At 57.9% G+C, this 11945-nt stretch carries 15 protein-coding genes; 7 read left to right on the forward strand and 8 right to left on the reverse strand.

The annotated features are described in order from the left end of the window. Nucleotides 1–306: 306 nt before the first annotated feature. From QA643_RS10165 to istA, 6 genes are all read right to left on the reverse strand, one after another. Complete coding sequence (locus QA643_RS10165) at nucleotides 307–1143, reverse strand: alpha/beta fold hydrolase (protein ID WP_283033039.1); 837 nt, start codon at nucleotides 1141–1143, stop codon at nucleotides 307–309. 330 nt (nucleotides 1144–1473) lie between these two features. After that, entirely contained in the window at nucleotides 1474–1854 is a 381-nt protein-coding gene (locus QA643_RS10170) for an SPW repeat protein (protein ID WP_283033040.1), read from the reverse strand. A 629-nt stretch (nucleotides 1855–2483) separates the two neighbouring features. Beyond that, the gene (locus tag QA643_RS10175) at nucleotides 2484–2966 is read right to left on the reverse strand and encodes a MarR family transcriptional regulator (protein ID WP_283033041.1); all 483 of its coding nucleotides are present in this window, start codon (nucleotides 2964–2966) and stop codon (nucleotides 2484–2486) included. 128 nt (nucleotides 2967–3094) lie between these two features. Further along, nucleotides 3095–3427 (reverse strand): hypothetical protein, encoded by a 333-nt coding sequence (locus QA643_RS10180; RefSeq protein WP_283033042.1) that lies wholly within the window; start codon nucleotides 3425–3427, stop codon nucleotides 3095–3097. Nucleotides 3428–3612: 185 nt separating this feature from the next. Beyond that, on the reverse strand, nucleotides 3613–3855 hold the full coding sequence (locus QA643_RS10185; protein ID WP_283033043.1) for a hypothetical protein: 243 nt from the start codon (nucleotides 3853–3855) through the stop codon (nucleotides 3613–3615). Nucleotides 3856–3863: 8 nt separating this feature from the next. Continuing rightward, complete coding sequence (istA, locus tag QA643_RS10190; RefSeq protein ID WP_283033044.1) at nucleotides 3864–4580, reverse strand: IS21 family transposase; 717 nt, start codon at nucleotides 4578–4580, stop codon at nucleotides 3864–3866. 276 nt (nucleotides 4581–4856) lie between these two features. Here istA and QA643_RS10195 point away from each other — a divergent pair, with 276 nt between their 5' ends. After that, nucleotides 4857–5984, forward strand: coding sequence for an IS110 family transposase (locus QA643_RS10195; RefSeq protein WP_283033045.1), 1128 nt, complete (start codon nucleotides 4857–4859; stop codon nucleotides 5982–5984). A gap of 467 nt (nucleotides 5985–6451) precedes the next feature. Here the strand turns inward: QA643_RS10195 and QA643_RS10200 are convergent, their stop codons facing one another. Further along, nucleotides 6452–6901, reverse strand: a complete 450-nt coding sequence (locus tag QA643_RS10200) for a low affinity iron permease family protein (protein ID WP_283033046.1) — start codon at nucleotides 6899–6901, stop codon at nucleotides 6452–6454. Between the two features lie 424 nt (nucleotides 6902–7325). Here QA643_RS10200 and QA643_RS10205 point away from each other — a divergent pair, with 424 nt between their 5' ends. Continuing rightward, the gene (locus QA643_RS10205) at nucleotides 7326–7529 is read left to right on the forward strand and encodes a CsbD family protein (protein WP_283033047.1); all 204 of its coding nucleotides are present in this window, start codon (nucleotides 7326–7328) and stop codon (nucleotides 7527–7529) included. A 224-nt stretch (nucleotides 7530–7753) separates the two neighbouring features. Here QA643_RS10205 and QA643_RS10210 read toward each other — a convergent pair whose 3' ends face one another. After that, complete coding sequence (locus QA643_RS10210) at nucleotides 7754–7945, reverse strand: DUF3606 domain-containing protein (RefSeq protein ID WP_283033048.1); 192 nt, start codon at nucleotides 7943–7945, stop codon at nucleotides 7754–7756. Nucleotides 7946–8321: 376 nt separating this feature from the next. On the opposite strand from QA643_RS10210, the gene QA643_RS10215 reads away from it, so the two are divergent. The 5 genes from QA643_RS10215 (at nucleotide 8322) to QA643_RS10235 (ending at nucleotide 11942) form a co-directional block, all read left to right on the forward strand. Next, nucleotides 8322–8615 (forward strand): hypothetical protein, encoded by a 294-nt coding sequence (locus QA643_RS10215; RefSeq protein ID WP_283033049.1) that lies wholly within the window; start codon nucleotides 8322–8324, stop codon nucleotides 8613–8615. Nucleotides 8616–8978: 363 nt separating this feature from the next. Then, nucleotides 8979–9200, forward strand: a complete 222-nt coding sequence (locus QA643_RS10220; protein WP_283033050.1) for a hypothetical protein — start codon at nucleotides 8979–8981, stop codon at nucleotides 9198–9200. Nucleotides 9201–9620: 420 nt separating this feature from the next. Beyond that, the gene (locus tag QA643_RS10225; protein WP_283033051.1) at nucleotides 9621–10484 is read left to right on the forward strand and encodes a hypothetical protein; all 864 of its coding nucleotides are present in this window, start codon (nucleotides 9621–9623) and stop codon (nucleotides 10482–10484) included. A 157-nt stretch (nucleotides 10485–10641) separates the two neighbouring features. After that, complete coding sequence (locus QA643_RS10230) at nucleotides 10642–11574, forward strand: FkbM family methyltransferase (protein ID WP_283033052.1); 933 nt, start codon at nucleotides 10642–10644, stop codon at nucleotides 11572–11574. A gap of 143 nt (nucleotides 11575–11717) precedes the next feature. Beyond that, the gene (locus QA643_RS10235) at nucleotides 11718–11942 is read left to right on the forward strand and encodes a hypothetical protein (RefSeq protein WP_283033053.1); all 225 of its coding nucleotides are present in this window, start codon (nucleotides 11718–11720) and stop codon (nucleotides 11940–11942) included. Nucleotides 11943–11945 lie beyond the last annotated feature (3 nt).

Here is an 11945-nt window from a genome sequence, read left to right on the forward strand (position 1 = left end):
CAGCAATCAGATCTGGACCAAGCCGGGTGGGCGCCAATATATCGCATTGCGATATAAATATAACTGCACCCGAAGCAGCGTTTGGAAGAACAGCGGGCCTCGAAATCAGTCCAATGCAGCGGAAGCTTGGTTTGCCAAGCGCTTCATCTCATCCCAAAGGTGCCGATCTGAAGCGTCATCGTGGATTTGGGGATGTCGTAAGGAACGACAATGGCGCGTTGGCAGCCCCCGGAGCCATCTCAAAGTCTTTCCTGATGAATTGGGCCGCAAAGGTACGGCCCTGAAACGATGAGATTTTCGGCCAATTTAAGAAAGCGGCGCTCCGGCATGGGAAACGATAGGCTTATCGGTCGGCGCCGGCGCCAGATCGCTGCTATTCGCGTCGCCCAAGAATTCATCGAGCGTGGCCTGTATCTTTTCTTTAACGGAAGGGGGACCACGGTCGCTCATATCATTATGCTGGAACGGTGTGTTGACGATATCGATGCCGTCCGCCTTGGCCTGCTCAGGGGTGGGCAGCACGCCGGGATCGGTTTTGAAATGCGGATCTTTCGAGCGAAAGGACAGGATCTTCAGCTTGTGGCTGAGGACAAAGGGAACGCGCAAATTATCGAGCGTGATCACCTTTGATACTAGTTCGGGATGTTGTTTGGCGAAGTACATTGCAACGTCTCCGCCATTGGAATGTCCAACAAGCGTCAGATGACGGTAGTCCGCGTACGGCCTCAAATGTTTCAGTTGCCCAAGTACAAAGAGAATGTTGGCTTCATCTCTTTCATACACTCTACGCCGGCCAACGTAGGGCAATCCGACCTTGGTCATCAACGGCGGATCGCTCGGAAGGTCTTGCTGAATGCTGGCAACCAGATAACCCCGAGCCGCAAACACATTGGCGAGGAATGAATACTCGGTATTCTTGACGGTATTCCCGTTGCTGATGATGGCCACAGGGAGCCTCCAGTAGCCTGCATTGGCCTTCACCTCATAATCCCTACGTACGGCAAGATCGACAGCGACAGGTCGCTGTCGAGCCGCATCGAACAGGTTCAGCGGTTCGTGTTGAATGCCCCATTTGCTGATGGCAAAATACACGGCCCCGGTGAGGGCACAGATACACGCCAGAACAGCAAATCCTCGCTTCATCGTTCCATCCCAATCACTTTCTATTCAATAGATGGTGTAGAAACGAAAAAAGGGGGCAGACCGCACCACCAGGTCAAAATTAATTTTCAGAAAGTTGTTGCACCGTGCTTGGCTATGGCACGAAGATTTCTCGCTGAGAAATCCCCCTATATAGCGGACAATAATCTGCGATACCTGACTTGTCGGAAAGCTGATCTGCGGGGGCGGGGGAGCATCGGCCCGACGAACAGCAAGTCAGGCAGCAGAAACGACGTTTCTCGAAAACTGGAGCCAACGCGTCCTACCGCGCTACAGCCAAGCCAATCGGCGCGATGGCAATTTGATATGCGCCTACCTCCTCTCCGGTGGCGGGTTTGCCGCCGATGGGTAGTTAACGACCAAAAGCTCAGTTACGGCCATGAAAGCGACGGCACTCCCTATTCCAATGCTGAAGTGCATGGCTCTTGTGTGAGCGAAGCCCAGCACCCAAGGTGAAACGACGAGCCAAGCTCCAAGCAGAACATTCAGCCATTCTTTCCAGTTGGCGTAAGCGAGGATGGCCGATATCGCGGTTACAGCAACGGCGGCGCTGCTGACCAAAATATCTATCCTCGCATTTTGTTGCGCGTAGGCGAACAGCCACGGCGAAGTGAACAGGAAGACGGCGAACGAAAGGTTATAGATATCCAGAATCGATTCGCTGCGCCATTTCGATATTTTCGTTCCTGACATTGAAGCCTCCATTCCGTGGAAGCGTAGGGTGCCTCGGGGTTATCTTTGAAGCCTCTTCTTCATCGCGATTACTTTGCGCAAATCCGGTGGAACGATTTCATCAAAAATCAGCGCAAGCTGCTGATCATCGGCATCTTCGTTGGAAACGTCTCTCGGAAGGGGAACTGGAAGCCTGAGCCGTCCACACGTCGCAAGCTGAGTTACAAGTATCCTCCAAGTCATCCCCAACGGTGGCACCCCCAAGGGGACCCTCGACTCAAATGGAATCAGGCTGCGAAGTCTGTGGACGCGCTCCGGATGTCTCTCGAACCAGACGCGATCGGTTTCCGGTTCACCGAATGGGGCGGCTTTGTCACGCGAGGCGTCCACGGGATTCGGATCGTTCATGTCCGTTACCTGTTTCAGCTGCTCGATCCAGGCTCAGGAGCACGCTCCTCGCCAGAAAGAGCACACAAATAACCATGCACAAATATATCGTGCTACGATACTAATATCAAGATCCGCGGCACCTCGATCGCTGCCCGGGCGGGCTTCCCTTGGCGGAAACTTGCCGTTCGGCAAGCTGACGATTATGTTGCGTCGCAACCTCGTTATGCCGAGGACCTAAGTGCCCGGTGGGCGCCGTGATCCTATTGTTGTTCGACGCTGCCCAGCAATTGCGAAACTTTTCGCAACATTCGGCTTGAAGAGCCAAGGTGAGCATGGTGAACGGCGGCGACTTTGTGCAAAAGCGATTGACCTCGTTTCGTGAGAGTCACCAGCACACGTCGTTTGTCCTGCGCGTCGACCATCCGCCTCAAAAGTCCGAGCTTTACCATTCGGTCCACGAGTTCAACCGTGGTATGGTGCTTGACGAGTAAAAGTCGGGAAAGCTCACCGACAAACATCGGTTTCTGACTGGAAAAACCTTTTATAGCGAGAAGCGCCTGGTACTGCTGAGAGGTTAGGCCCGCAATCTTGGCCCTCATATCGCTGAAAGCGAGGAAGAGTCTCAACTGGTAACGAAAGCGGGCAAGGGCTTCATAGTCGACGGTGCTCAGCGCATTTGATTTGGTTCGCTTGCTGCTGGCAGCTCGAAGCGGCCGCCGCGATTTTCGTTCAACTCGAGCCATTGTCTAAACCTTGCGTTGTCCATCTTCCAACCGCGACGCAATCTCACACCGCATCGATCTCCAAGACCCGTTGAAGCGCAGACGACCTGCTCGGACGATGAAGATTATGCGTTGGGTGAACGCATCAACTATAAGAGTTTCTGAATTGCCACCGGAACTCGACTATTTCTGCGGCGCGTCGAGTTTTCCAACGCTTCTGCGACTTCGATCCTTGAGATTTCTCCCGCTGAAAATCGTGAGATAATATCACCCCACATTGCCGAAAGGGAATTGCCGGTGCGTAGCTGCGGCTGGAGAATTTTCCCTCTCGTTTCCGCCCTCCTGACGACCTCAGCAATGGTTTGAGGACCGCAGTTTCGAGCGCCGGGGAGATGTTTATAGGTCAGCCTCTGATAGGCTCCGTGCTCGACGGCATCGCCGATAGCCACAAGGTGCTCGTGATCGATGTCGGGGGCGTGCATCACCCGCGCTCGAATCAACAGGCGCGCGTTACCTAGAAAAACGTGCAAGCATCGAAGGGAGCGCCGTTGCGCAAGGCACCCGGTTTGCGAGCCAGCACCGGCACATAGTGCCACGGATTGTAGGTCGTCTCGCCGCGACCAAAGGATCGTGGGTGTTCCGCAACGATCCTTCCGTCCTGACGGATCTAGATGCGATCCTGGACTTCAACTGGACGTCCGATTGCGCTGGCCGTGACCGAGTACTTGTTGTTGTCGAAGCGCACCAGGCACGTCTTCGAGACCGAGGCCTGCATCGCATGGAAGCCGTCGAACCGACCGGCATAGGGAACGAGCTTGGGGCGTTCGGCTTCGAACACCTCCCAGACCGTCTGCTCGGACAGCTCCGGATGGCGATGCGCCTTGGCGTAGGCGATACATTTATCGAGCAACCAGGAGTTCAACTCGTCCAGGGGTTTGAAGCGCAGCCGTGGCGTGAAGAAGCGTTCTCGGACCAGCCCAACCTGCTTCTCGACCTGGCCCTTCTCCCAGCCCGAGGCCGGCGTGCAGGCAACCGGGTCGACCAGGTGGTGGCCGCACATCTGCATAAAGCGGCGATTGTAGCGGCGATCCTTGCCGACAAAGATCGTCTCTCCACCGCGGTCTTCATGTTGTCGTAGATGCCGCGGCTGCAGGTGCCCTTGAACAGAGCGAACGCCCGGTCGTGGGCGTCGAACATCATCTCCTGCGTCTCCCGCGGATAGGCCCGCACGAACAGCATGCGGCTGTGGCAGAGCCGGACATGGGCGGCCTTCACCATCACCGTGGTGCCGCCCAGCAAGACCACCTCGTGGCTCCAGTCGAACTGGTAGGCTTCGCCTGGGGCAAAGCTCAGCGGGACATAAGCCGCCGCGGTCGATTGTCCGCGCTCCTTGCTCCACCGCCTGGCGTAACGCCGCACCGCGTCGTAACCGCCGTCATAGCCGCGGCCGCGCAGCTCTTCGAAGATCCGGATCAACGTCAGCTGTTCACGAGCCGGTTTGGCCGCGTTCGCCGCCAGCAGCCCATCGAGCTCCGACGGCCATCGCCCCAGCTTCGGCCGCGGCTGCACCTGCCGCTCGTACTCGAAGGAGATCTCTCCCGACCGCAGCACCTTCCGGACCGTGTTCCGCGACACCTCAGGTCGCGGGCGATCTCCTTGATCGTCTTACCTTTGATGAAGGGCTCGCGCCGTATCCGCGCAATTGTCTCCACGACCAGCATCCCCAACCACCTGCTTCATTCCAAAGCAGGCAGCGCAACAGACCTAACTGGAGGGGGTCAATTTTGGACGCCGATCCCCCGGCTTAGGGGGTCAATATTGCAGACGATGACGTAATTGCGGTCAGCGCCTGCGGCTCGAAAGGTTCGATATCTTCAAGCCTTCCCGCAATCTCGCGAATCGGAGGGGGCTATGAAGCAATATGTTGGGCTGGATGTCTCGCAAAAAGAAACGTCAGTATGTGTGGTCGACGAAGTGGGTCAGGTCTTGTTCGAGGGAAAGGCCAGGTCCGACCCGGGGGCGCTCACGGCACTGCTTCGCAAGCGGGCGCCACAGGCGGAGCGCATCGGATTTGAGACCGGGGCGATGGCGAGTTGGCTATGGCATGAACTTCGTAGAGTTGAGCTTCCGGTGGTCTGTATCGACGCGCGGCATGCCCATGCGGCCTTGTCCGTACGCATGAACAAGAGCGATCAGAATGATGCCCGAGGTCTGGCCGAACTGGTGCGGGTTGGCTGGTATCGAGAAGTCAAAGTCAAGAGCGAGGAAAGTCAGAAGATCCGCGCGATACTCGTCGCCAGATCCCGGCTCGTGGCCATTCGTCGAGATATCGAGAACCAGGTCCGCAGTCTAATCAAAGAATACGGCTTGCTCTTCCCACGCGCGATCGGACTGCAGTTTCGCAATCAGGTTTGCGAGCTATTGGGCGAAGATCATCAGCTCCTCAGTGTGATCGCGCCGCTTCTGTCGATCCATGAGCAGATCTGCAAGCAGCAAAGCAAGTTCGATGACGAAGTCCGCCAGTTGGCAAAGTCGGATGAGACGACGCGCCGCCTGATGACGGTTCCTGGTGTCGGCGTGGTGACCGCCTTGACCTTCCGCCATACGATCGACGATCCATCGCGCTTCCGATCGGCATCAAGCGTCGGCGCCTATCTGGGTCTTACGCCTCGACGCAACCAGTCTGGCGAAACTGACATCAATGGCAAGATATCACGATGGGGCGACCGTCTTCTCCGAACTTACCTGTACGAGGCGGCGACCGTCCTCCTTTATCGAACGAAGAAATGGTCCTCTCTCAAGGCTTGGGGCATGAAGCTCGCCAAGCGGATTGGCATGCGAAAGGCAAAGGTCGCCATCGCGCGCAAAATCGCCATCGTTCTTCACTGTATCTGGGTCGACGGCACATCGTTCGACTGGGGCCAGGCGGAAGGAAGCCTGATCCGATTTGCAAAGTTCCTGGTCCGGTCTGCCGGACTGGCGATGTCCCGCTGGGACGGTGTTGTGGCGACCTCGTTCATTCGGCTGGTGGCAGCTTGACTGTACTCCGCTGCAGACGTTGAGGCGCCCGACCCGGACATCATCATGAGGCGCTGCGCGACCTCGGAAAGGACCATGACCCCAGCGAAGACATCAACCAGCCTGGGCGATCCAATGCCTGGCCGGCAAAGCACGTATCAGCCGCGCCCGCGCCGTCTCCGCAACCCGGACCAGCTCCGACGGCGCGAGCACTACCTCCGTGCCGCGGGGCGTTCAGAAATGTAAGCTTGACAATAAACTGCAATTAAAGGGCCGAATGACACCTGCCCGCAGGCCGACCGTGGTGGTGACGATGCCGGGCGCCGCAAGCGCCGCGGTCGGTACCAGCAGCAACGCTGCAACAAAGAAACGTTTCAGTTTGATGGCGAGTACCTCCTAAATGAAAGAACGCGCGCATGACAGGAGGCCGCATGAACCCGGCAACGCGCTTGCGCCTCCGATCGCGCCGCGCGCACTAATTCATTGCACTAATCCATTGCATCATGCCGCGGTCCACGCGCTCTTCCAGTTCTGCGCTCGACTTGTCTCGCCGCAACGGCTTTTGCGCGTTCCTCGCAACGTGCGCGTAGATCCTCGAGTTCGTCGGCAGTTAGATGCTCAATGCCGACAAAGGAATTCTGAACGGTGCCCGTTCGGATAAGTTCATCCAGCTTAACCTGGATGGCTGCGCTATCCCGATTTTGCGAGTTCTGGATAAGGAAGACCATCAGAAAGGTCACGATCGTCGTTCCGGTATTGATGACGAGCTGCCAAGTGTCAGAAAACTGGAACAGAGGTCCTGTAACCGCCCATATGACGATTGCTGCGCAGGCTAGGACAAAGGTCGATGCACGACCGGCCCTCTGCGAGGCCTTGTTTGCAATGGCCGCGAATAGTCGGCGGGGTCGTCGCTCGCTTTGCTGATGGTCCAGCTGCATACGGTCCTCCTTTCCGGAGGCTTCTGCCCGGTTTGCCGAACGGAAGTCTCGCGCTCTCCACCTTCGATGCTAGGCGCCTGATGCATTCGGCGAACCTTTGGAATGAAACGAATTTCGGAGGCTTATGATCCTGGCTTGATCAAGCTTTATGTCAGTATTGCTGGGCCATAGCTGGGCCAGCGCGCTTTCGGGCAAACAGTCTCTCGACGCGCAGATGGCCCTGGTCGTCATCCGTACACGAGAACATTGCTATCGCTCCGGGTCTCGAATGGAATGCCACGCCATATGCTTAGAGATCGGGGAGAGGCAGGAGCGAAGCTGGCTCGAAGCCGTCGGTCTGAGAGCCGGCGTGTCAGCCGTGAGTCCCGCGCAGGAACTAAGCGTTTGCAGCTCCGTTGTCCTTGCCGCAAAAGGGAGGACTGCAATGGACTGGAATCGCGTTGAGGGAAATTGGAAAGAAGTAAAAGGCAAGGTCAAAGCGCAATGGGGTAAGCTGACCGACGATGATCTTGACGTCATCGACGGCCACCAAGAGCAGCTGGAAGGCCGATTGCAGCAACGCTACGGATACGCCAAAGACCAAGCAAGAAAAGAAATCAATGATTGGTTCGATCGCCAAAAGTGGTGAACTGAACGAAAGAAGCCCCGCGAATGCGGGGCTTCTTCTGCTTTTATCTGCGGCGCGCTTCTGGATTAGTGATGCCAGAACAGCGCGAGCAGCAGGATGATCGGCAGCGGTACGCCGAGCAGCCACAATAGTGCTCCTCTTCCAAAACCCATCGTTACCTCCTCCTTCAGTAATATCGGAGAACGCTCTCAAGGAGAGCTTCGTTCCGGTGGCGGGCGGGTGGATCAACTGTGGCGGTTCCTGAGCCTTGCCAGTTCTTTTCGGACGATTCCAACTGAATTCCAGACCTTGTCTACGGCGGCCTGCAGCTCTTCCTTGGTCACGCCCAGTGCATGAGTCCAGTGTTTAATCTCATGCGGTTCGTGCATGTTAATCTTCGAACGCTCGAGTTGTTCTTTGTTGCCTAAGTGCGCCATGACCTCTCCCGAAAGGAAACTATGGTGGAACCGCCGTGTTCCGAGCAATCGTCTTTGCGTTCAAGAGTGAACATAGCCGCCTTGTCGCCCCGCGGGCCAGACTCTGGCAGCGCGCCGCATACAGGGCCGTAGCTTGCGCTGAAACACCATCGCTCTGTCGTCTCAGTGAGCGTTGACGTGCCGCCGGCAGGATACACCCAGCCGTCAGTCGCGCCTTGTTATTCCGTGGGACCGGCGTCGAAACGCCACTCGCAGGCCCGAAGGCAACACCGTCAAGCTCTCCGTAAATGCCTATGCCCTCCTAAAGGTATCGACAGAAAGCATGAGGGAACATTCTTGTTGCTTCCTTTGTTCACCGTTTTTACGGAGGTGCTAAATGGCAAGAGCAACGTGGAAGCGGCCTAGCTCGCCAATCGGCAAGAAGGGTCGCCGCAAGACAAATCCGTCGTACAAGCGTCGTGTGGGCGAGCCTTGGTCGATGGCCGACGTGAGGATGCTGAAGCAGCTTGCGAAGGATAACACTCCCACGGGAGTGATGAGCATCAAGCTCCAGCGTCCAGTGGCAGCAATTCGGAGCAAGGCACAGCGCGAACGGATCTCGCTGAAGCCGATTAATCGGTCACCATATAACCGCCGCGCGGCCAAGTCCCGATCCATCAAGCGGCGCTAACCAGACGGGTCCAGCTTCTCTATAATCTTCCAAGACGGCGAGGTCCGGTCGACTTGATTGCCTTCACAAGACATCGTTGCCTCGCCTAATAGCCAAAAGGGCGCTTGTCCAGGCGAGGTCAGATGGCCCTCGCACGTAGGCGAGACCAAAGCAATATGGGCATATTGGGTTTATCACGTGGCTAGCGCTTGCGTGTGCATCGATGATGCTATTTGAAAGTCAGTCGTCGACGCTCACCTGTTCGTACCACCTCGTCAATAGTTTCGACTAGGGAGCAGCCGGCTTCGGCAGCATCGGCAATTTCGCCCGAGCGGTCGAAAAAGTCCCAGGCGATTCTACCAGAATTGGGAGCGATTCACCCATATGAGAAAAACCGCCGAAGAAGCTCGCAGTTTCCGAAGAGAAGATCGCGGCTTGAACTTCGTGGCGGCGCAACTGTCGGGTCAGGGCGGCTTCGGCTCCTTCGGCATTCGCAATCGATGCTGCGCAGTGCCGACGGTGGTGCAGCTGCTGCTCGGCCCTCGCAACGGCAAGCCCATAAAGATGATGCAGGCGCGGGGACAGAGTTGGTCGGAGGGCCCATAGTTTGGTTTGCCGCCGCCAACGAGGAACGGATAACCGATCCGCTCATTGCCTCCCAATGGATCGCAATCTTGCTGGTCGTCTTCAGCGCCAGTCTGTTAGGAATTTTTCGACGGATGCCTGAAAGCGGCCTCGGTTTCCCGGCCTCATGACGCCTAGCTCCTCGCGGGGCTTCTCCATGGAGATCGCGGCGCGGTATCGCCGCGTCGCCCACGATCTTCTTCTCGCGCATTGGAACAGGGCTCGCTGTTTCGAATTGTGCATTCAAAGAGGAGCACGGGAGCACCGAATTCAATCAAATTTGCGCTTGATCGGTTGATTTATCAGACAGGAGCCGTTTATGCACCAGCTTATCTATCTCGTTGGATTGATCGTGGTGATCCTCGCCATTCTTTCCTTCTTCGGGCTGCGCTGAGCGCCGCCATGAGCACCATCGTCGAAGAAGAGCTGGCTTACTCCAGCCCCGCACCCATTCCAGCCTATCTGGCTTGGACACCGGCCATCGCCGGCGCACTGATTGCAACGGCCTTTTCAGCGGTACTGATCGCCTTCGGCACCGCCATCGGTTTGGGCGTTGCATCGGCCTCGCCAACCTGGCGCGATGCATCGGTCGCGCTCTGGCTGCTGTCGGGCATCTATTTGATCCTGGTAGCATTGGTCAGTTTCGGCTTGGGCGGATACATCGCCGCGCGCATCCGGATGAGAACGCCATCGGCGGATTCCGGGGACATTGAACACCGGGACGGTCTTCATGGCCTGGCTGCCTGGGCCATTGCCGTCGTTCTTACGGTCCTGCTCAGTGCTCTGATCGCCGGCGCTGCCGCTTCGCGCGCGCCCAACGAGCCAAGCGTGCCTTCCGCGAGGGCGGCAGAGCCGTTGCTGAGCTATGAGCTTGATCGCCTGTTCCGGCCGGCGCGACGGAATCCCAATGCCGAGACCGCCACGGAGCGCGCGGAGGCCGGACGGATCCTGCTGACCTCGTCCAGCCATAGCGGCGTCGCGGCTGAGGACCGCACCTACCTCGTGCAGCTGGTCACCGGCATTGCCGGCCTTGCCGGCCCGGACGCCGAGCGCCGTGTCGACAGTGTCATCGCCAGCTCAAAGACCGCGATTGCCCGCTCCCGGCGCAGCGCCATCATCGCGGCTTTTTCGATCGCGTCATCGGTCCTCCTCGGTGCGGTTGTCGCATGGTTCGCGGCCGGCGAAGGCGGACGACATCGCGACGGCGCCGAGCCTGAATGGCTGTCAAACCGCTCTCGAGCGCCCAGGAGGCAGGCCGTCCCTTAGCATCACTGCTTTCGCTGCCGGTTGAATCCCGGGCTCGAAATGCCGCGTGGCCGGAGCATGGACCTTGCGCCTTTCGTGATCTACCCTAGCCTCTGATGTATAGACGGAGCATGCGCCTTGTCGGCGTGCCGCGTCTGGCAGCCGGGAGGAAGCGCGGATGGAGCTATCCTATTCACAGAACCTCGAGGATTATCATCTCTCGATCGCGTTTGCGGGACAGGTAACGGGCACTTATCTCGACATTGGAGCAGGGCATCCCATCGCCGACAATGTGTCCTATTGGTTTTATGAACGAGGATGGCGCGGCGTGATCGTTGAGCCGCAGACAAAACTTGCGGCGTTGTATCCCCGGCTGCGTCCACGCGACGTCGCGGTTGCTTGCTCGATCGGACGGGAGTGTGGCGAAGCCGATTTCCACATCGTTGACCGCCTGCACGGGCTTTCGACGTCGATGGAAGGGGTTGCGCAGGCGGCCCAAGCGTTTGGTGTCGCTTATCAGTCCATTCGCACGCCCATGACGACGCTGGCCAAGCTGTGCGAGATCCATAATCTCGGTACAATCGATTTTCTGAAAATTGATGTCGAAGGTGCGGAGGGTGATGTGCTGTTCGGCGGCGACTGGGAGCGCTTCCGGCCTAAGGTCGTTGTTGCAGAAGCGGTCACTCCAATGACCTCGGAACCGTCATGGCAGGAATGGGAACCGTTCCTGATTGCGCAGCGCTATCGCTTCGTTCTGTTCGATACGCTCAACCGCTTTTATGTGGCCGAAGAATGCCCGGGAATCATGGCGCGATTCCCGACCGAGCGAGCCCCGTGGCATGCGGTCCGTCACATGTATGAAATAGGTCGCGCCCCTGAGAATGTGGGCCATCCCGATCACGCGCTGGCTCGCGAGTTGGCGCGCGGGTTATGGGCGAGCCTGCCTTACCTTGATCCAACCCTCATTGCATCTCTCCTGGTTCGGGCTCGCCAGCTTGAAAAGCGCGACGACCTGGCGGCGCTCGCCTCGATGGTCGAAAGCGAACAGTTTCGCGCGTCATTGGGGCGCATCGCCTGCGGTTATGACGGCGGACAGGTCGTCGACGAGTGAGAAAGCCGGATTCGGAATCACCGTCGACCGGCCGCGCGCTGCTACCGCGATCGGCCAGTTGATCCCAAATGCAGGCGAGTTCTTGAAACCTCTCAGCCCATCTCTCGTAGATTGCGTATGTCCGGCCAACCGGGACGCATTCGATGACGAGAAAGACACCTCAAGCCCATCGCCTCAGCGAACGGATCAAGTCGGCACGTGAAGAAGCCGCGCGTCTTTCGGCCGGTCCTGAAAAAGATGCTCTCCTTGGCCAGGCCGAACAGGACGAAGTCGCGCTGCGCCTGATTCAGTGGGTGACTTCTTCGGGGCAGCTACCGCCGCCATCCGACTTGGTTCCTGTGGAGCGGCATCCACTGCGGCGGAAATGACAA

Origin of the sequence: Bradyrhizobium sp. CB3481, from assembly GCF_029714305.1 — a bacterium.
In the GTDB taxonomy this organism is placed as follows: Bacteria; Pseudomonadota; Alphaproteobacteria; order Rhizobiales; family Xanthobacteraceae; genus Bradyrhizobium.

Coding starts and splice junctions, on each gene's coding strand:
- QA643_RS10165 (WP_283033039.1), bottom strand. CDS start 1,143: ATGAAGCGAGGATTTGCTGTTCTGGCGTGTATCTGTGCCCTCACCGGG.
- QA643_RS10170 (WP_283033040.1), bottom strand. CDS start 1,854: ATGTCAGGAACGAAAATATCGAAATGGCGCAGCGAATCGATTCTGGAT.
- QA643_RS10175 (WP_283033041.1), bottom strand. CDS start 2,966: ATGGCTCGAGTTGAACGAAAATCGCGGCGGCCGCTTCGAGCTGCCAGC.
- QA643_RS10180 (WP_283033042.1), bottom strand. CDS start 3,427: ATGCACGCCCCCGACATCGATCACGAGCACCTTGTGGCTATCGGCGAT.
- QA643_RS10195 (WP_283033045.1), top strand. CDS start 4,857: ATGAAGCAATATGTTGGGCTGGATGTCTCGCAAAAAGAAACGTCAGTA.
- QA643_RS10200 (WP_283033046.1), bottom strand. CDS start 6,901: ATGCAGCTGGACCATCAGCAAAGCGAGCGACGACCCCGCCGACTATTC.
- QA643_RS10205 (WP_283033047.1), top strand. CDS start 7,326: ATGGACTGGAATCGCGTTGAGGGAAATTGGAAAGAAGTAAAAGGCAAG.
- QA643_RS10210 (WP_283033048.1), bottom strand. CDS start 7,945: ATGGCGCACTTAGGCAACAAAGAACAACTCGAGCGTTCGAAGATTAAC.
- QA643_RS10215 (WP_283033049.1), top strand. CDS start 8,322: ATGGCAAGAGCAACGTGGAAGCGGCCTAGCTCGCCAATCGGCAAGAAG.
- QA643_RS10220 (WP_283033050.1), top strand. CDS start 8,979: ATGAGAAAAACCGCCGAAGAAGCTCGCAGTTTCCGAAGAGAAGATCGC.
- QA643_RS10225 (WP_283033051.1), top strand. CDS start 9,621: ATGAGCACCATCGTCGAAGAAGAGCTGGCTTACTCCAGCCCCGCACCC.
- QA643_RS10230 (WP_283033052.1), top strand. CDS start 10,642: ATGGAGCTATCCTATTCACAGAACCTCGAGGATTATCATCTCTCGATC.
- QA643_RS10235 (WP_283033053.1), top strand. CDS start 11,718: ATGACGAGAAAGACACCTCAAGCCCATCGCCTCAGCGAACGGATCAAG.